The sequence below is a fragment of the Leptospira soteropolitanensis genome (assembly GCF_026151655.1).
Classification (GTDB): Bacteria; Spirochaetota; Leptospiria; order Leptospirales; family Leptospiraceae; genus Leptospira_A; species Leptospira_A soteropolitanensis.
The window spans coordinates 136,311-155,653 of the sequence record NZ_JAMQPN010000007.1 but is presented as its reverse complement, the minus strand read 5'-3'; the positions used below and the strand labels follow the sequence as shown (position 1 = coordinate 155,653).

The 19,343-nt window shown below is 38.6% G+C and carries 15 protein-coding genes and 1 pseudogene; 10 read left to right on the top strand and 6 right to left on the bottom strand.

What is annotated here, in order from left to right:
• Nucleotides 1–68: 68 nt before the first annotated feature.
• Both ND811_RS14845 and ND811_RS14840 read right to left on the bottom strand, forming a co-directional pair.
• A complete protein-coding gene (locus ND811_RS14845; protein WP_265352721.1) occupies nt 69–2,486 on the bottom strand; it encodes a penicillin-binding protein 1A in 2,418 nt (805 codons plus the stop codon).
• Between the two features lie 4 nt (nt 2,487–2,490).
• Nucleotides 2,491–3,444: an MBL fold metallo-hydrolase gene (locus ND811_RS14840; protein ID WP_265352838.1), complete on the bottom strand. Its 954-nt coding sequence runs from the start codon at nt 3,442–3,444 to the stop codon at nt 2,491–2,493.
• 58 nt (nt 3,445–3,502) lie between these two features.
• On the opposite strand from ND811_RS14840, the gene ND811_RS14835 reads away from it, so the two are divergent.
• Genes ND811_RS14835 through glyA form a run of 3 tightly spaced genes read left to right on the top strand, consistent with a single transcriptional unit; the run spans nt 3,503 to nt 6,440 of the window.
• The gene (locus ND811_RS14835) at nt 3,503–4,327 is read left to right on the top strand and encodes a rhomboid family intramembrane serine protease (RefSeq protein WP_265352839.1); all 825 of its coding nucleotides are present in this window, start codon (nt 3,503–3,505) and stop codon (nt 4,325–4,327) included.
• Nucleotides 4,324–5,193 (top strand): lipoate--protein ligase family protein, encoded by an 870-nt coding sequence (locus ND811_RS14830; protein ID WP_265352722.1) that lies wholly within the window; start codon nt 4,324–4,326, stop codon nt 5,191–5,193. The genes ND811_RS14835 and ND811_RS14830 overlap by 4 nt, the downstream gene beginning before the upstream one ends.
• On the top strand, nt 5,190–6,440 hold the full coding sequence (gene glyA / locus ND811_RS14825; RefSeq protein ID WP_265352723.1) for a serine hydroxymethyltransferase: 1,251 nt from the start codon (nt 5,190–5,192) through the stop codon (nt 6,438–6,440). The genes ND811_RS14830 and glyA overlap by 4 nt, the downstream gene beginning before the upstream one ends.
• On the opposite strand, the gene ND811_RS14820 is transcribed toward glyA, so the two are convergent.
• Nucleotides 6,437–7,240: an NRDE family protein gene (locus ND811_RS14820; RefSeq protein WP_265352840.1), complete on the bottom strand. Its 804-nt coding sequence runs from the start codon at nt 7,238–7,240 to the stop codon at nt 6,437–6,439. The genes glyA and ND811_RS14820 overlap by 4 nt on opposite strands.
• Before the next feature lie 103 nt (nt 7,241–7,343).
• On the opposite strand from ND811_RS14820, the gene ND811_RS14815 reads away from it, so the two are divergent.
• The 3 genes from ND811_RS14815 (at nt 7,344) to ND811_RS14805 (ending at nt 10,068) form a co-directional block, all read left to right on the top strand.
• The gene (locus ND811_RS14815; RefSeq protein WP_265352724.1) at nt 7,344–7,955 is read left to right on the top strand and encodes a DUF4254 domain-containing protein; all 612 of its coding nucleotides are present in this window, start codon (nt 7,344–7,346) and stop codon (nt 7,953–7,955) included.
• Nucleotides 7,952–9,010 carry a glycosyltransferase family 9 protein gene (locus ND811_RS14810; RefSeq protein ID WP_322113478.1) on the top strand — a complete coding sequence of 353 codons (1,059 nt, stop codon included), beginning with the start codon at nt 7,952–7,954 and terminating at the stop codon, nt 9,008–9,010. Before ND811_RS14815 ends, ND811_RS14810 begins: the two co-directional genes overlap by 4 nt.
• Nucleotides 9,011–9,096: 86 nt before the next feature.
• The gene (locus tag ND811_RS14805) at nt 9,097–10,068 is read left to right on the top strand and encodes a hypothetical protein (RefSeq protein ID WP_265352842.1); all 972 of its coding nucleotides are present in this window, start codon (nt 9,097–9,099) and stop codon (nt 10,066–10,068) included.
• Here ND811_RS14805 and ND811_RS14800 read toward each other — a convergent pair.
• Both ND811_RS14800 and ND811_RS14795 read right to left on the bottom strand, forming a co-directional pair.
• A complete protein-coding gene (locus ND811_RS14800) occupies nt 10,028–10,663 on the bottom strand; it encodes a hypothetical protein (protein WP_265352725.1) in 636 nt (211 codons plus the stop codon). The two genes, ND811_RS14805 and ND811_RS14800, sit on opposite strands and share 41 nt — an antisense overlap.
• Complete coding sequence (locus tag ND811_RS14795; RefSeq protein ID WP_265352726.1) at nt 10,660–11,949, bottom strand: glycosyltransferase; 1,290 nt, start codon at nt 11,947–11,949, stop codon at nt 10,660–10,662. Before ND811_RS14795 ends, ND811_RS14800 begins: the two co-directional genes overlap by 4 nt.
• A 48-nt stretch (nt 11,950–11,997) precedes the next feature.
• Between ND811_RS14795 and ND811_RS14790 the strand changes: the two genes are divergently transcribed.
• Genes ND811_RS14790 through ND811_RS14780 form a run of 3 tightly spaced genes read left to right on the top strand, consistent with a single transcriptional unit; the run spans nt 11,998 to nt 17,148 of the window.
• Nucleotides 11,998–13,314: an O-antigen ligase family protein gene (locus ND811_RS14790; protein WP_265352843.1), complete on the top strand. Its 1,317-nt coding sequence runs from the start codon at nt 11,998–12,000 to the stop codon at nt 13,312–13,314.
• 4 nt (nt 13,315–13,318) lie between these two features.
• Nucleotides 13,319–15,295, top strand: a complete 1,977-nt coding sequence (locus ND811_RS14785; protein ID WP_265352727.1) for a glycoside hydrolase family 5 protein — start codon at nt 13,319–13,321, stop codon at nt 15,293–15,295.
• Nucleotides 15,292–17,148, top strand: coding sequence for an adenylate/guanylate cyclase domain-containing protein (locus ND811_RS14780; RefSeq protein ID WP_265352728.1), 1,857 nt, complete (start codon nt 15,292–15,294; stop codon nt 17,146–17,148). Before ND811_RS14785 ends, ND811_RS14780 begins: the two co-directional genes overlap by 4 nt.
• Nucleotides 17,149–17,330: 182 nt before the next feature.
• Here the strand turns inward: ND811_RS14780 and ND811_RS14775 are convergent, their stop codons facing one another.
• Nucleotides 17,331–17,918, bottom strand: a complete 588-nt coding sequence (locus ND811_RS14775) for a hypothetical protein (protein ID WP_265352729.1) — start codon at nt 17,916–17,918, stop codon at nt 17,331–17,333.
• Between the two features lie 392 nt (nt 17,919–18,310).
• Between ND811_RS14775 and ND811_RS14770 the strand changes: the two are divergent.
• Nucleotides 18,311–19,266: pseudogene (locus ND811_RS14770) on the top strand (DDE-type integrase/transposase/recombinase).
• Nucleotides 19,267–19,343 lie beyond the last annotated feature (77 nt).

Here is a 19,343-nt window from a genome sequence, read left to right as displayed (position 1 = left end):
AGACCAACCCTCCACTCAGTGGTTTCTTTTGAGAGGAGGATTTTAGAACCAATTAAGAGGTAAAAAAACTATTTTAATTCCTCATCTGATATTTCGAGTTCTCTTTGGAGAAAGTCATTAAGATCCATAGAACGGTAGTGGTCTCGATCCCCATCACACTGCCTACCACCAGGAACTGCCAAGGTGCGACCTGCAATCGTAATCGGTTTTAAAAATAAGTTCCCAGTCAAAGGACAGTTCGGTCCAGGACTCAGACCATTAAAAGCACAAGTGGCCCCCTTGACTACGTCAGCTGGAATCTCTTCTGCCTTTCCATTTGGATAAAATACGGGATAAGGACCCTCATTGTACCAACGAGAATACATCTTACCCCAAATCGGTGCAGCCACACCAGCGGCAGTAACACCTTTTCCTAAAGAAAGAGAGGATTTATCAAATCCCATCCATACAACGGATGTATATTTGGGATCAAAACCTGCGTACCAAACATTGGTATAAGAGGAAGTAGAACCTGTTTTTCCACCGGACTCTCCCTTATAATTTCCTTTGTCTGCGGCACGAAGGGCTTGGGTAGGAGTTCCCCCCATAGCAACACCAATTAACATTTGTTTAATGATATAAGCTGTGGCTTCAGGGATGATTTGGATCGTACCGTTTTTGGCTTCTTCGGCAAGAGTCTCTTGCACTTCTTTTTCTTTATTATAAACAACGGTTCCACTTTGGTTGAGAACATAACGAACACTAAAAGGAATTACATCTTTACCTTTATTGGCTAAAATGGAATAACCAAGAGCCATTTCATAAGGAGTGAGTTCAGCCACACCAAGAGCCAGAGCAGGTCCCGTAGGAAATCTTGCTTTATTAGCCTTTGTCACTTTAGAGGCAAAGTCGATGACGGCATCTGTTCCTGTTCTCATTAGCACCTGAACTGAAACAATATTTAATGATAAGGATAAGGCACGAGAAAGTGGAACCATTCCCCTAAAATCGCCGGAAATATCTTGGGGAGAATATCCTTCCCCTTCTTCGGTAATTGTCGTGAGAGGAGCATCCATGATTCCAGTACCGGATCCTACTGCCCTATTTTGAATGGCTGCGGCATAAACAAATGGTTTGAAGGCAGAACCAGTTTGGCGTCTTGCTTGCATGGCTCGGTTAAACTGATTTTTAGGTGAGAACCTAGAACCACCTACCATCGTTTGGATATAACCTGTTTGGTGGTCAATCGTGACAATGGCACCTTCCACGTGTAAGTTGGAAGAAAATACAAGAGAAGATCTTTGAAACTCTTTGACTGCCGCACTTTCGTTTTCAGAAGGTGTAAAGTCGGTCAAAAGTTCTAAGGCTGGTGCCATTTCTTTTTCTAAATGAAGACGAAAAACTTGCCTATCATCCAAACTAGTGATGTAAGGAACTCCCACCGGGAAAATCGAGCCAAACAAATTGTATAAAGAAACAAGTCCTCGGTCAGCTCTTCCCGCATAACGAAAATTAGCACCAAACGCAGATTTATCTTGTTCAATCAGTCCTTTTCTAAGTTCTTCTTCGGCGATCTCATGTTTTCGGACATCAAGAGTTGTATAAACTCTTAGCCCGCCTGTATATAATGCCTCTTCGCCAAGTTCCTTTTCTAAGATTTGGCGCACCCATTCTGTAAAATAAGGAGCTCTATTGAGTTTTGCACCCCAAGTAGATCGCGAAGGTGATTGAGTGATGACAACGGGCCAATACCTTTCCCAAAATTCATCGTGGATTTTTTGGACTTGGTCTTTAGGAATAAATCCATTTTTTGCCATTAGCCCTAGAACTACCAAATGAGCTTGTTTTGCTTCCTTAGGGTTTTTGAACGGAGAATAAGTTACCGGAGCTTTGGGAAGCCTTGCAAGCATAGCAGCTTCCGCAATGTTTAAGTCCCTAACATCCTTTTGAAAATAAACATTGGCCGCAGAAGAAAGGCCTGTTGTTCCATGCCCCAAATAAATTAAGTTAAAATAGATTTCTAATATTTCTTCTTTTGTATACTCTTGTTCAATCTGTAATGTAAGAAGAGCTTCTAAAAACTTACGACCAAAAGTTTTTTTCCTTTGTTGTAAGATTGTTTTTGCTAACTGCTGGGTGAGCGTAGAACCACCTTGCACAATCCTTCCTGCAAATACGTTTTTTATTGCGGCTCGAACAATGGCTAAAAAATCGATTCCAAAGTGATTGAAAAAGTTATCATCCTCAACGGATAAAAAAGCGTGAATGACATGGGGAGGGATGTCACTGTATTTCAATAATTCTTGTTTGTGACGATAAAGTTCTGCAAATAAAACGCCATTCGAATCGTAAAGTTTGGTAGGAGTGGTAGGTTGGTAAGAAGCCAGCTTCTGCAACTCCTTTCCTTTGTTTACCTCAGAAAGGATGTATCCAAAAAAGAATCCGCCAAAAAGTGCAATGGTAAAGAAAGTAGTGATCGTGATTCGAAGTGTTTTTTCTTTGTTCATGGTATTATAGATGGAAGCGTAACCCTTCCCTTGCTAAATGAATTTTTAATTTTTTTTCGCCCAACTGTTGTTTGTGGAGCTTGGCATCATTATAAATTTCGTAAATTTTTTCATCGGAATAACTTGGTTCATGGTGTGTTAAAACTAAATTTTTTACCTTCCAGGATGAAGCGCAGTTAACCGACATAGTATAGGCTGTGTGACCCCAATCAAATTTAGAGAACGATTCGTCTAACGTGTATTGTGTGTCGAGTATGAGTAAATCCGCTTCCGCAAAGAACGGGTAACACTCATGGATTAAATCCATATCCGCCCCAGTAAACTCAGCATCTGTAGCAAAAATAAAAATTTTTCCCGCCCGGTTTGTGAATTTATAAGCAAAAGATCCACCCGGATGTTTCAAAGGATAACACTCCACCTTCATCCCAGAACCAAACTCTAAAACATCCCCAGGAAAGAATAGTTTGAAATCTTTCGCAGAACCTGTTCCATCCAGAGGGACAGGAAAAAATTCTGGTTCTTGTTGTTTTTGGAGTCTGGACTCCAAATCCGAATAAGGAGAATAAAAATTGAGGAGAAAGTCGGGAAAATAGATGGGTTTAAAAAAAGGAAGTCCCTGGATATGATCCCAGTGGGTGTGAGTGATAAAAAAAGAAACCGTCTTTTTTAATTTATGGGAGAGATATTCGGAGACAAGTTCATCCCCTAAATTCCGGAGCCCCGTTCCCATGTCCAAAACATAGACTTCCCCCTCATCGTCCGTAACAGAAACACAAGTGGTGTCAGATCCCGTGACAAATTTAAGATGGTATGGGAGGTCTTGCCAAAATTCATCCGCCGAAACACCAGACCCCGATTGTTTGTAGAGGTCCAGAATATCGATAATCTTTTTGCGGTAGTCTTGATTTCGGAGGGGGCTCGCTATGGAGCCGCGGACTCCGTAGAGTTGCACAATCACTTCCTCGATGCTAGGAAATCGACTTTCCTTGTCACTCAAGATTTGCGACCTTGAATTTATGGCCTCTCGTTACCCAGGATATGAACTCCGATTTGGACCACCAATGGTTCCCATTGTACGCACACTAATGATCATCAATGGAATTCTCTTTCTTTTGCAGATGGCGACGAAATTGGCTTTCCATTCTCCCTTGGTCGAACTGTATTTTGGACTTAGCCCAGACTTAGTCTTTAGCGGGTGGATATGGCAACTCCTCAGTTATGCCTTCCTCCACGGAAGTTTTTTACACATTCTTTTTAATATGCTGAGCCTTTGGATGTTTGGTTCAGAACTTGCGGAAACTTGGGGGGAACGTGCTTTTTTAAAATTCTATTTATTTACAGCATTTCTCGGTGGTGTCTTTACCGTTCTTGCCCATTTCGCAGGGTATTCCCAAGGTCTTGTGGTGGGTGCCAGTGCCAGCATTTATGGACTTCTTGTGGCCTATGCGATGACTTGGCCGAACCGAGAACTCCTTGTATTTCTCATCTTCCCCATGAGAGCGAAATACTTTGTGATGATTGTCATGCTTATGGTGCTTTTTGCGCAAGGGGAAAGAGTAGCTCATTTTGCACACTTAGGGGGAGCCGTGGGAGGTTTCTTCTTAATGAAAGTGTACACAGGCTGGCGAAAAAAAGCGAACTCTCTACCCACTTGGTCTCTTTCCAGGTATTTGCAAAAACGAAGGTTTATGCGTTACCAGGAAGAAATGGCCAAAAGAGAAAATGCAAAAACCAAGGTAGACGAGCTTTTGGAAAAAATTTCAAAAAACGGAATGGACTCCCTTTCTCGAAGTGAACGAAAATTTCTGAACGAAGCATCGCAAAAATACTTCAACGAGTGAATTCGAAAGTATTCTATTTTCCAGAAATCCCTCCCAGATCACCTTATTATAATTTGGCGATCGAGGAGGCTATTGCCTTAAAATTAGTTTCGGAAGGAATGACAGCTGGGGTTCGGCTTTGGAAAAATCCAGACTCGATCATATTAGGTCTTTCCGAAAATCCATTTCGAAACATCAAAGAAGAAGTGGTAACAAAATACGAAACTGTTGCCAGGACTATTGGTTTTCACAAAAAACCAAAACCTAATTTTTGTTACATTGCTAGGCGTGCATCTGGAGGGGGAACCGTCTTCCATTCACTTTCTGGAAACATCAATTATTCCCTCTATTTCAACTTAGAGGAAAGAAAGGATCTTTTTCCAGTCAAAGATTCGTATGATATCCTTCTTGGCATTGTGGCAAAATCTTTAAAAAGCCAAAACATCCAATGTTTTCCGAAGGGAAAATCCGACTTAGTTTTAGAAAAAAATGGGGTCTTTAAAAAGATTTCCGGCAATGCACAGTTTCGCAAACGAAATTGTATTGTCCAACATGGGACATTGATTTTGGAAGAAACTCTCATTAATCGAGTGGCAGAAGTCCTCCACCACCCTCCTGAAGAACCTGATTATCGCAAAGAAAGAAGCCACAAGGAATTTCTTACCTCATTACCAGAGTTTTTTTCTGAGAGCGATTGGGCAAAAGATCTCGTCCGAGAGGTTTTTTCTTATTTAGGAGAACCAAAGCCTTTGGATTTTTCAAAAATTTCCATCTTTGGCCCTGACTTTTCTACTTTTCGGAAACACGTCCTCCAAGAATCTGAATCTATTCGCAAGAAGAAATACCAAAATCCAGAATACACACTTCATAGAGAAATTCCCACATGAGTTATTTAGAAAAACAAGATCCAGAAGTTTACTCCGCACTAAAAAAAGAAGACGAACGCCAAGAACATTCTCTCGAGATGATTGCTAGTGAAAACTTTGTTTCACGCCCGGTGCTCGAAGCTTACCACTCCACACTTACAAACAAATATGCAGAAGGATATCCTGGAAAACGTTACTACAACGGCTGTGAAAACGCAGACAAGGTAGAACAAATCGCCATTGAACGAGCAAAAAAAATGTTTGGTGCAGAATATGCCAATGTGCAACCACATAGCGGGGCTCAGGCGAATATGGCAGTGTTTCTTGCCACTCTCGAACCAGGGGATAGTTTCCTTGGAATGAACTTAGCACATGGCGGCCACCTAACACATGGTAGTGCAGTTAATATCAGTGGAAAGTATTTTAAACCAATTCCTTATGGTGTGGATGAAAAAACAGAAACCATCAATTATGATGAAGTGGCAAAACTTGCGAAAGAACATAAACCTAAACTAATCGTAGTTGGTGCCTCTGCTTATCCAAGAACCATTGATTTTAATAAGTTTCGCGATATTGCCAATGGAATTGGCGCCAAAATCATGGCCGATATTGCCCATATCTCTGGTCTTGTAGTTGCCGGTGAACATCCAAGTCCTATTGGAGTTTGTGATTTCGTAACCACGACTACTCACAAAACACTACGTGGACCTAGAGGAGGACTTATCCTTTCCTCAGCCGAACATGAAAAGATTTTAAACTCAAGAGTATTCCCTGGAATTCAAGGGGGACCACTGATGCATGTCATTGCTGCCAAAGCAGTTGCCTTCGGAGAAGCACTTCAGCCAGATTACAAAACGTATATCCAACAAGTGGTAAAGAATGCAAAAGTTCTTGCAGATACATTTCAAAAACGTGGTTTCCGTGTGGTCTCCGGTGGAACGGACAATCATATTGTTCTTCTTGATGTATCTGTCAAAGGTCTCACTGGAAATGATGCCGCAAACGGTTTGGATCATGTTGGAGTGACAGTGAATAAAAACGCCATTCCTTTTGATAAAAATCCACCTGCTGTAGCTTCAGGAATCAGACTAGGAACACCAGCTCTCACCACTCGCGGCTTGAAAGAAAAAGAAATCGAAGCAGTAGGAAATCTAATTTGTGATTATTTAGATCATTTTGGTGATTCTACTTGGGAATCCAAAGTAAAAGCTGGAGTCAAAGAAATCACTTCCGCTTTCCCAATGAAAAATTTCCGACTCGAAGACTAACTCTCGCTAAACTCAATAACCTCTCTCCGTTCCGAATATTCATTAGAAAGCGGATCGGGGAAGGTTCGTTCCAACATTTCTGCACCATTTTTCCCATAAAACAAAACTGTAGAAGCACGGGTTCCGTAACCTGGGACACGAATTCGTATAGACGATAAATATCTTTCTCGTTCCAAACCAATCCCAGTATCGGGCAGAAGAGAATCTTCTTTCACGAGATCCGTGTTTGCCAAAAGTCTAAAGAATTCCAAGGTAACCAAGGTACGCCAATTCTCATTCATTGGAAAAGAATCAAACACCTGTTCTACGCTAGCTTTGAGTTTAGCGGTCTTTGGCCAAACGGTATTCCAATTTGCATTACTGACAGCATGAAACCCCGGTTCTAAATCATAGGACTGTAAAGGATCTCCTCCCACATAACTGGCAACCTTCCCATCAAAAACAAATAAATTAAAACCCTCATAATCAAGTGCCGTTTTTAAAACTTCTTCTTTGTATTGGTTGGCACTAAAGCCTATAGGTGATTTTAAAAAATCTAAAACAAGTCCACCTCTTGACTTTGGTTTTGGATGAGGAGTTTTCTTAAAATTTCTAACATTGGTAAGAAAGGCCACTTTTCCCAAATGATTTGTACCAAGCCAAGTTCCGCCGGCTTTTAAATCCTTCCCCGCAATCATTTTCGGATATGTATCCCAAGTGTGGATTGGCTCTGTCGGCCTCTCAAAAAATTCATCTCTATTGGAAACTATGACGAGCGGAAAATCAGGATGAACCCGATAGGCAATCACAACTAAGCACATGTCCTGTAAATGCCTGAAAAAAACGGCAAAATAAAGCGAAAAACTTGGGAAATATTTAGATTGAACGCCAAAAACCATAATAAATCATGATTTGCATTACGATATGAAAGCATTGGAAGCCACAAAAGCCGTCTCAATTTTCCAACAATCCGTTCTAGATTGGCATAAAAAAGAAGCCCCGCACCCCAATCCTTATCCAGAAGGAAGTTTAGAGTCTACTCTCTACCAAAAAAACCACATCGATACCATCCAGTGGCATATTGAAGATGAAATCCGAAGGCCGGATATTGCTTTGGAAGAGGTTGTGGCTCTCAAACGAAAGATAGACAAATTAAACCAAGACAGAACTGATCTTGTGGAAAAACTCGATGACTTCGTAATCGATATGTTTCGATCTGTCACCCCAAAACCAGATGCAAGGTTAAATTCGGAATCACCAGCTTGGTTACTCGACAGAATGAGCATCTTGGAATTGAAAATCTATCATATGGAAGAACAGGTTTCTAGAAAAGATGCCTCCGCGACCAAGGAACATATTGCAAAATGCCAAGCCAAATTGGATGTTCTCCTAGACCAAAGAGAAGATCTTAAAAAATGTTTGGATGAACTATTTTCTGATTACTCACTAGGAATTAAAAAAGTAAAAGTTTATCGTCAAATGAAGATGTACAATGACCAAAACCTAAACCCATCTTTGTATAAGAATCAGAAATGACGAACCTCTTAGTATTAAGATTTTCTGCAATGGGTGACGTGGCATTAATGACACCCGCACTGATTGCCATTGCAGCAAAATATTCAAATATTCAACTTACAGTTGTTACAAGAGGAAACTTCGCACCGTTTTTTTATAATATCCCCAATTTGAATGTTCTTGGAATGAACCTAAAAAAATACAAAGGTATTCTAGGTCTCGTTCGAATGTATCGTGACATCGCAAAACTAGGACCATTCGGACATGTTATCGACTTACATGGTTCGGTTCGTTCAAGGTTCATCGCTTTTTTATTTCGAAGCCAAGGAGTCCCATACTCCAAAATCATCAAAGGCCGTAGGGAAAAATTAGCTCAAACAAGACGTTATAATAAAAAATTAAACCAACTTCCTCATACTGTTGAACGTTATTTAAATGTATTTCGTAAAGCAGGATTTGATGCCCCTATTCGCAAAGGTCCTTGGCTTAATGTGGATGGGGAATCAAAAATGTTCGCAAAAGATTTTCTCAAATCCATTGGGATTGATAAAAAAGAAGGACAATGGTTTGGATTTGCTCCTTTTGCGGGACATGCACTTAAAGAATGGAGTTTTGAAAAATGTAAACGCCTCGTCGAAGTTCTGTTAGATGAATTTCCGGACTGTAATGTATTCCTGTTTGGCGGGAAAGACGAAGCAAAAGAATTAGAAATCCTTAGAAACGGACATAAACGTGCTCATATCGTCCAAGGTGGAAATTTGGGAATCCGAGGTGAACTCGGGATCATGGATAGGTTAGATGTTATGATTGGTATGGATAGCTCCAACGTTCATATTGCTGCTCTTCTCAAAAAACCAGTGATTGGAATTTATGGTACCACACACCCACTTTCAGGATTTGGTCCTTTTGCCCAAGAGGATTCAGGAGTTTTACAAGTGGATTTACCTTGTCGCCCTTGTTCTATTTACGGAAACACGAAATGTTGGCGTGGAGACCATGCTTGTATGGAACTAATCGACCCACTTGACGTTGTTAGACGAATTAGGCTCATTCAAAACGTAAATACTCTTTGGTAATTTTAGTAAAAACAAATCGTCTTTTAGCAAAACAATAGGAGATATTTATGCAATTCATAAAAAAGATTACTTCTCCTAAATCGATAATGAGTTACCTGGCAATTTGTTTGTTTCTATTTTCCCAAGGTCTTCTTACCCAAGAATTTTCATCTGAGTTTCAAGAAGCTTACCTTCCTTCTCCTAACAAAGCAGATTACGAAGAACAAATTAAATGCCAGGACTTATTTTGCAAAAAGATTCCATACTCGAAAGATGGGAAGTATTTGTCCGAAGTCTGGGAAGAACTAGGAAAAAACGGCGGTAAGGTGGTCATTGACTTTTTGGATCACCCTCTTTCTTTAAGCGATTCCCAAATGGATGATGTCACCGAATATCTACGTGAAATTGCTAAAAGAGATGGACATGTCAGCTTAGAACCATTTTATATTGCCACACGGGGCATTGGATTCACAGACGTTCCTATCATCAAAGACCTTTTCGGATTAAGTTATAATTTATACAAAAGGATTCGCTCGGCGATTAAATTCAGCAGAATGGGACATTACAATGCGAAAGTCCTTTACCATCCTAGTTCCGGAAAAGTATTACAGATTCTTTTCTTTCATAAAAATTACGGAAATTTATGTGATACAGTATATTCTACATGCGATCGAATCGAATATATAGATGATGAATTATTTGATAAACAATTGTCTTTAAAACTAAGCGAAACACAAACCAAAAGAATCGAAATTCGCTTTACACAAACCCCAGCTGTCCTTCCACAAATGAAATTGGACATTGGAAATTTACTCGATACAAATCGTTCAGCAAGACTTTATAAATGGCTGATCATTACTAAAAAAACCGAAACAAAAACAGTGACTCGAGAAAGATTTCTTGGAGTAGAACTAGCCATCAAAGTATTAGATTATACGCTTAGCGCCTATGAAATTGTAGAAGCCATTCAACTTTATATGCCGGCGCGTACCAAACAAGCAGAAGTTGTTTATGAAGATAAAGAAGAAGGTCGAATCCTTAAATCGGTGGTATTTTATCCGATTGTGAATCAAGAATAGATTCGGTTTTTGTTTTCCTTACCTTTACCATCACGACAAAAACCACACAAGCGATTCCTGCGGAACCAGGAAAGAGTAAGGTGGTTATATTCCATTCCGCTAATGCAATCATTGCTAATAAATTTCGAAATAGAAAAATAAGATAAAATCCTAATGGTTCTGAATTAGGATGAACATATCCCTTTCGAAAGGTGGGAATAAAACCTAAAATATCAGCGAGAGATAAAACTAAAACAGCCGCAAGTGGACTTGAAAAATAAAACCAAAACGGCAAACTAGAGAGTGCTAAACCAAAGAAAAACCAATCTGATTTTGTGATATCAATATCGCCTCGTTTGTGATAGGAGAAAAAGGCAACAAGAAAGGTAATGATACCAGAAACACCAATGGGGATACTGCCTATACCTCCGTTCCCTGCTACTTGTGCAAAAAACACAATGAAGGTGGTTACTCCCCAAATGATCCAAGAAAATACATGTGGTCGTACTGATCCTTTTCGAATTCCTCTAATGTAAGGTACATAAGCATAAAAGGTTAAAAAAATAGCTACACATGTAAGTATAGACCGTATCTCCCAAGAAAGGATTTTAATCATTGCATAAAATCAAAAAACAAATCAAAGATATTTGTTTTTTTTACTTTTCCTTTCATTGCTTCCACAACTTTTACGTAAACTTCTTCCATTGCATCCACACATTTTTCCATTTCATGTCCTGATGCAATTTGAAGTGAATTCTTAGAGAACTTGGCATACTCTTCAGGATTACGAACGATTTCAAGGGCACCTTGTGCGATTCCTTTTGCATCGAAAGATTTGGCAATGTAACCATTTTCGCCATGTCGAATCAGTTCCGGCAAGGCAAATGCATCCACTCCTACAGCAGGCAATCCACAAGCAATGGCTTCCAAAACAACAAGGCCTTGTGTCTCCATAGTAGAAGCAGTTAAAAACACATCATACTTGGGATATTCTTCATGTAACACAGCATTGGGGATAAATCCTTTAAAGTTTACAACATCCTTTAGGCCTAAATGTTCTGCTTGTCTTTGCAAAGACGGAATGGCCGGGCCTTCTCCGATAATTGTCAAAGTTGCTTTAGGAAAATATTCATGAATGGTTTTAAAGGCATTGAGAACCACATCGCAATTTTTTTCATAGGAGATTCGACCTACATGCAAAAACTTTGGAGCATCCCCACCTGTATACGTTTTTGGAGTCCCCTGAAATCTTTTTAAATCCATCCCATTAGAAACAACAGTAATCGGTCTTGTAATTCCATATTCGATCAACTGTTCTTTGATGAGGTGGCTCGGCGAAATCACTACATCGCATCTGTTATAGATATCATTACATATTTTCAGGATAATTTTTTTACGAATATTAAAGTTATCAAATTTTACAATTTTGTCTAGTTCATCAATGTTTAGTTTTTTCTTAAACTTGTTTGCTTTAAAAAAAAGTTTATCGAGTTTGAACAAACGGTAAAATGATACATACATTTCCTGCTCTGCCATAAGCGTATGATAAGTTCCGATGGTAGGAACACCGAATCTTTCAGCGGCATTCACCGCATAAAGTCCCAAAAGTCCAGGAGTATGGATGTGAATGAGATCGGGTTTAAAATCTTCAATGATCCGTTTGATTTTTCCGGGAGAAGGCAAAACCACTTTAATATCGGGGTAACTTGGCAGGTATCCAGAACGAAATCGAACCACTTGGATATTGTCAGTCATACGATCAAAATCCCCGTCTCCATATTTGGGAGCACAAATACAAAATTCATGGCCTCGCATAGCCAAAAGTTCTGAAAAATTTTTAATAGAAACAGCGACCCCGTCGGTTTTTGGCAAAAAAGTATCGGAAAAATATAAGACTCGCAACTGTTACCTCTTTACAAATTGGAGAAAAGCATTAGTCTCATCCAAAGTATGTTTTACCGAATCTATCGTTCGTTTCTAACCTTGTCCATCATTTCCTGTGCCCTTTCCGTTTCCTTAAGCCAACTTTTCTTACTCCTCTCTTTTGTTTTTTTTCTCTTTCTTCCCGAAAAACCAAAACTAGGAAGCCAGTTGGTAAAGATTCTCTTCTTATTTTACGTTTGGCAAATTGTAACAGTTTTGTATCATTTCGCGGGCTCTGGATTTGATTTCAATTCCATCAAACATGCATTCCGTGACGAAATGAAAGATATTTTCCTTGTCACTGCTTTTGTTTCCGTTCAAGGGATAAAACCTGAAGATAAAAAATATTTATATAAAACATTTTTTATCTTTGCTTTAGTAATTGTGATAACTGGATTTATCTCTATTTTTTCAATGACAAGACTTTCTCGTTTAATTTCCGATTTATACAAAACTTCCGCTTCTTGGCCTTATCAACATCACTATGGTAAAATCTCCAATATAAACATTTACCTTCCCATAGGCCTTATGAATACCCATCTTACTTTCGGAGGATTACTTGCTTTTATCTTCCCAGGTTTTGTATTTCGATTGTATGACTCTTGGCATAAAAAAGAATCTTTATCTAGAATTTCTATCAATGCAATATTACTTTTATTGGTTTCTATAGTGTTTTTATTTAATAATGCAAGATCATCTCTTCTTGGGGCAGTTGTGAGCACTTTATTCGGCGTATACATTCTTATTTTTATCGATAAAGATATCTCTAAAAAAATGCTAAAACGGATCGGAGTCTTTATTATACTACTGATTATTATTGTTTCTATTGGGTATAAAACAACAAATGCAGTCAAACGAGTCGTAGACCCTTTGTTTGGTGGAGAAAAGCACACAGATTCTGGTAGAACCTTTATCTGGGATTCCACCTTTCCTCTGATAGAAAAGAATCCTATCTTTGGCATTGGATCAGGAAACTACCAAAAAGAAATCGAAATTGCGAGAAAAGAAAAGGAAAAAGAGCACAAAGAGCTTAGTTTCTTTTATGAGGTCACTCAAAGAGGGCATGCCCACAATGATTACTTCCACTTAACTGCCGTATATGGAGCTCCTCAAGGAATTTTGTATCTTCTTTTATTTGCAGCGATACTTTACACTCTCTTAAATGGAAACATTCCCAAAGAAATTAGATTTATGACTTATGGGTTAGTAGGATTTTTCTTTTCTGGTCTTTTGCAATGTTATTTTCAAGATGATGAAGTATTGATTGTGTTTTACTTTTTACTTGGGTATCTTAACCTTTACGCCGAGTCCAATAATAAAAACGAATTAAAACTAGAAGGATAAATCGATGATACCCAAAAAACTCTCTCCCCAAGGCGAATGGTTTGTAGACGCAACCGGAAGAAAGGTGATTTTAAGAGGAGTTAACTTAGGTGGAGACACCAAAGTTCCTTTTCCTAACGGTGGAACACAGTTTCCCTCAGATTTTTCAGACCACAAAGAAGTGAGTTTTATTGGCCGCCCTTTCCCTCTTTCGGAAGCAGATACCCATTTCACAAGACTAAAAAAATGGGGATTTAACGTGATTCGTTTATTAACCACTTGGGAGGCAATAGAACATAAAGGCCCAAACGAGTATGACGAAGCTTATTTGAATTATTTCACAGAAATTGTCCGTATGGCGGGTGATTATGGTTTTTACGTATTCATCGATTTTCATCAGGATGTCTGGTCTCGTATGACAGGAGGTGATGGCGCCCCCGGTTGGATCTTTGAAAAATTAGGAATTGATTATCGCAAACTTTCGGAAGCCGATGCAAGTCTAGTGATGCAAAGAGCTTATGACTACACAAAACCAGGGATTCGTCAGGAAGATAACTATCCAACAATGTGTTGGTCACAAAACTACCGTTATGCTGGAAATGGAATCCTTTGGACTTTATTTTTCGGAGGAAAAGATTTTGCACCCAACTTCTTAATCGATGGCAAAAACGTTCAAAACTATTTGCAAGACCACTATTTGGGTTGCATGAAACAAATTGCTGAAAGGGTTAAAGATTTTGATTTTGTTTTAGGTTTTGATACCCTGAATGAACCGGGAAAGGGATTTATTGGTCGGGCCATGAATGATCGAGGACTTAGAAACACAGAGGAAGAGCCTGCCAAACCAGGGCTTGGTTGGTCTCCTATCGATGCACTATTTTCATCTCATGGTCATTCCGTGGACTTACCTTATCTTACTTTAAAAGTTTGGAAAGGTGGATTTGTTCCTACAAAAACGGTCACCGTCAATCAGAACAAAGTATCTATTTGGTTACCCGAATCTCCTGGCGATCCATTCCAATTAGAAGGTGCTTATACGATCACAAAAGATGGCACACCTTTTATTGAAAAAAATGATTTTTTCCAAAAGGTAAATGGACGTGAAATCGACTTTGATGCCGATTATCTCATTCCATTTATGCGCACAGTTGGTAAGACCATTCAAGAAATCAGAAACGATTGGATGGTTTTTATCGAAAGGGAAGCCTCGGATGCATTCACGCATCCTCATCTAAACGGAGAAGTTCCCAAACTTTCAGTTAATGCCGCACATTGGTATGACATACTGACTCTTCTTTTCAAAACTTTCCTCTATCCAATTGCGATTGATACTTCGAGCAAACGTCCCGTATTTGGAAAATCTGGAATAGAAGCCATGTATGTAAGGCAACTAACGAGAATTAAAAATACAGCTGATTCAGTTCCTGGTAAAATCCCAAGTCTTGTCGGAGAATTCGGCATTCCTTTTGACCTTCAAGGTGGCAAAGCCTATAAAGAATGGAAAAAAGGAAACCATTCCCCAAAAATTTGGAAACTACATGTGATGGCTCTCGATGCAATGTATAATGCAATGGACAAACTTTTTTTATCAAACACTCTTTGGAATTACACAGCTTCCAATGAAAACGATCTCATGGTAGGAGATGGTTGGAACCAAGAAGACCTAAGCATCTTTTCCAAAGACCAAATCATTCCTGGCTCTGACCCAGATGTTTATGGTGGTGGTGGTCGGGCAATCGAAGGGTTTTGTCGGCCCTATGCCGCTTTTACCCAAGGTACACCCCTTCAAATGAAATACGATTTAGACAAACGCGAATTTTATTTTGAATGGTCATCGGATCTTGCCATCGCGGAACCATGCATCATCAAAACCCCAAAGTTTGTTTATCCAAATGGCGTACAAATCGTACTCTCCAATGCTGAAAAAATTTCAGAAAGTGATGGAGAATTGACAGTCAAAGGAAATGGAGGGAAGGCAACTCTCATCCTAAAGCCATTATGATCGATTTAGAATCTTTACTGCAAAAATATCCTTGGGAAGAACGGTGGAAATCACTTGCAAAGCCTATTGATTCGCTTTGGGAGTTTGATCTCCCTGTCACAAGAGAAGAAATTTGGCCTCATTTGATCGATACCTCAGCTTTAAACCAAAGGGTTGGTATGCCTAGGTTCGATTACAAAGAAAAAGACGGAAAACTCATAGGAAAAACAAGACAAGCTGGTTTCCAATTAGAATGGGAAGAAGTACCTTGGGATTGGGAATACCTCAAAGAAATTGGTAACGCGCGAATCTATAGAAAAGGTTTTGGATTCTATGTCCGCTGTCGAATCATCTTAGAAACATTAGGTGAATCAAGAAGTAAAGTCTATTTATACTTTGGTTGGATTCCACGAAATTTCTTTATGCGGAAACTTTTGGAATATGCAATGCCAAAGTTGGAAGTGTCCTATCGCAAAGCTTTTAATGAAATTGCAGAAGAAATCAAACGCAAAAAACCTCAGAAAAAACTAATTACTGGGAAAGAATTTTCCTATGCCCCCGAAGCCCAATGGATACATCCAGAAAAACTAGATAAAGAAACTCAAAACCTAATCAACAAGGGCATTGCCAAAGAAACTGTCTCTATCGTTTTTCAGTGGATAAAATCTGCATCTGACAATGAACTAGACAGAATCCGAATCAAGGAAGTTAGTCGAAATTTAAATTTAGATCCTGATGAAGTATTATTTTTGTTTTTGCATGGGTGTCGCTTAAGTATTTTTACACTTAGTTGGGATATTGTTTGCCCTCATTGCCGAGGGGTACGGACAAGCCTTACTCGTTTGAGTGATTTACCATCTAAAGACGAATGTGAAGTTTGTGAAATTGATTTCGATACTACTGGCCTCAATTCCATTGAAGTAACCTTTCATCTTCATCCAAGCATTAGAACGATTGAAAAACAATTTTATTGTGCTGCTGAACCAGCAACAAAACAACACATTCTACTCACAAAAACAATCCCTGCTAAAAAATCATATTCTTCAAATTTACTCATTGGGTCAGGAGTTTTTCGTTTAAGAAAAAAAGGAGACAAACGATACCGACTTGTGGATATTAAATCTGCATACCCACAAACAGACATTCTGTGGTTACCAGAAACAAAAGAAGAAGAAATCAAAGTTTCCCCAAAACCAAACTTAGTGTTTGAAAATGGATCTGATTCTGATGTCACCATCATTCTAGAAGAAAGAAATGAGGATCAAACAAGCCTTAGACCATCAGAAATATTTAACTACCAAGAATTCAGAGATCTATTTTCCGAAGAAGCCATCGCTACTAATTTACAATTAGACATTGGTATCAAAACTATTCTCTTCACAGATATAGTCGGTTCTACAAAATTCTATGAAACAGAAGGTGACCACGGTGCATTTTTACAAGTCCGTGAACATTTCATCAAAACAAACCAAATCATTCAGAATTTCAGAGGAGTAGTTGTAAAAACTATTGGAGACGCCGTTATGGCAAGTTTTTTCAGCCCCTTACAAGCATTAAAAGCTGCAAAAGAAATGCAAGAATGGTTTCATCCAGAAAACCAACATACACCCGTTAGAATCAGAATCTCCGTTCATACGGGCAATTGCCTGGCTGTAAATCTAAACAGTAACATTGATTACTTTGGAAATACAGTCAACTACACTGCCAAACTACAATCAGTCGCAAACTCCGGAGAAATTTGTTTTAGCGAAACAATATTCCGTGATCGAGACATTCGAGAATATCTCCGAAGCGAGTCCATCAAACTCCGAAAAATCGAATTCCCACTCCCCTGGGCCGACCGAACCGATTTTGTATATATATGGAAAGTTTAGATTTCTTTATTCTTCACTCTTACTAGCGGAGAGTGACCTGGCGTTAAAAGCGCTTAGTTTGATTTTGTTGTGGTAGTTTTTCTAATCAAAATGATTTCTACTAAAGTGGAAACTCAACTGAATTACGAAATGACTGCCCTCTCTGCATGAAATAATCCTTGAGGGCAGCGATAAATGTGATTCTATTGAGACTCAATAATTACTTTTACTGTCTTGGTAAGATCATCAAAATTGTCACGTCCAAGATACATTGTAAATTGTGAAGGTGTTGTCGCACTTGCATTAAAAATCCAAGTATCGCTTACGGCCGCATTGCGAGTCATTCCAAGAGTGTCATATCCTTCTACTCGATTCGCATAGCTATATGGACAATTCATTGAAGTAGATTTGCTGGAACCTGGAGCAAAGTCATTTAACGAACCACTAGAATATACAAACTTCACCCGATCACTGGCAGTAACTCCTCTGAAAAATACAACCACTCCTTGGCCGATAGTCCCACCATTTTGGAGTGATTCCCATGTATCTATTGTTTGGAGTGTTCGGGATGCTTCAAATTTTCCCGCTGGTTTTACTCCGGTAAGTGCACTTGCAATATATCCGCAAGATGTTTGTGTCGAGTTAGATGTCAGCGCTGAAAGGAGTAAAAGCTGCGTCAAATCATCGCTATCTTTTTTTTTGTAGAGCAATTTGCTACAGAAAAAACGAGGGAAATTGTTACTAAATATTTCTTCATAGGTAGATTGTTCATTTCTTACATTTTGATTCAACAAGGATTTCCTGTTATGCGATCTATTTCAGGAAAAATTAAGCCAGACTAAGTATACTATCATTCGTTTGAAATAATTTTGGTTCTGCAGCCATTTTTTATCGTTTTATACCTTTAATTTCAAACTCATCTGACATACACGACTTTTGTGTCGCAAAAAGATTTCTGCCCATACCAGATTTTACGTTTATACCGGTTTCGAAGTTTTTAATCTAATTTTATGAGTCACACTTAAGTATGGTTCGCTTGGCCCATCTACCTAGTTAAACCTTCGTTAGCCATAACCCTCGCTCCTATGGTCGATGCGGTTTTATAATAAACGAAGGCTTCATTCATCACCAGGATGATGTAATGAATTATTTCATAGATATCCTTTCAACAAATATTGTCTATATAAACGCAGAAATAAAACAACGATTGATATGGATTAAACATTAATTCGAATCACGAAATGCAGAGTTTACTTGCCGCCGATGTGGGATCTCACGGCCGACTTTGCGAAAGTGGGTAAATCGTTATTTAAAATCTGGAATTGATGGTTCGAAAAATTTATCTCGTAATCCCAAAAGTTCACCAAAATTGAAACTTACAAAAACAATTGAATTAGTAATTAAATCTTTACGAGAAGAACACAATTTGGGTGCAAAAATGATTCTATCAAAATTACTACGTAATAACAATTTCAAACTATCATTGGCGACCATACATAAGGTTCTTGGCAGTTAAGACTTTGATAAAACCAAAACGACAGAAACGTTACAATTGATACCAGAGACCGATTCTTGGGGACAAAGTCCAAATCGATGTTAAGAAGATTAAAAATGGCATATACAAGTATACAGAAATTGATGACTGCACTAGATATAGGGCTTTGGACTTATTTTCAGGAAAAACAGCAAAATGCACATTGGAGTTTTTGGAACAAGTTTTCAAAGAAATGCCATTCCTAATTAATCAAATACAAACAGATCGAGGGAGAAAATTCTTTGCGACTAATGTTCAAAAGATTCTAATGGATTATTCTATAAAATTCCGACCGAATAAACCAGCGCCTCTACATCTTAATGGAAAAGTAGAGCAATCACAATCAACTGACTTACAATAGTTATATTTAAATGTAAATTTGAATTCTTAAAACTTACAGATGGACATAGCAGTTTGGCAACATTATTATAATTGAGAGCGACCACATGGCTCTAAATGGCAATACTCCTATGGATAAATTCCATGATTTGATTCATAAAACTCCTATCTGGGATGATGTCAATGAATCACACACTTTTCCAAAGGAAAGACGGATTCCTTATGAACTAGTTATCGATATATCACTAAATTTTAGAATAAATTAATCGGTCTGAATAAGGAATCGATGCTTCTTACGTTAGCTTTTGTCTCCCAAGTCTTCTTTTCAGTAACCATAATTTAA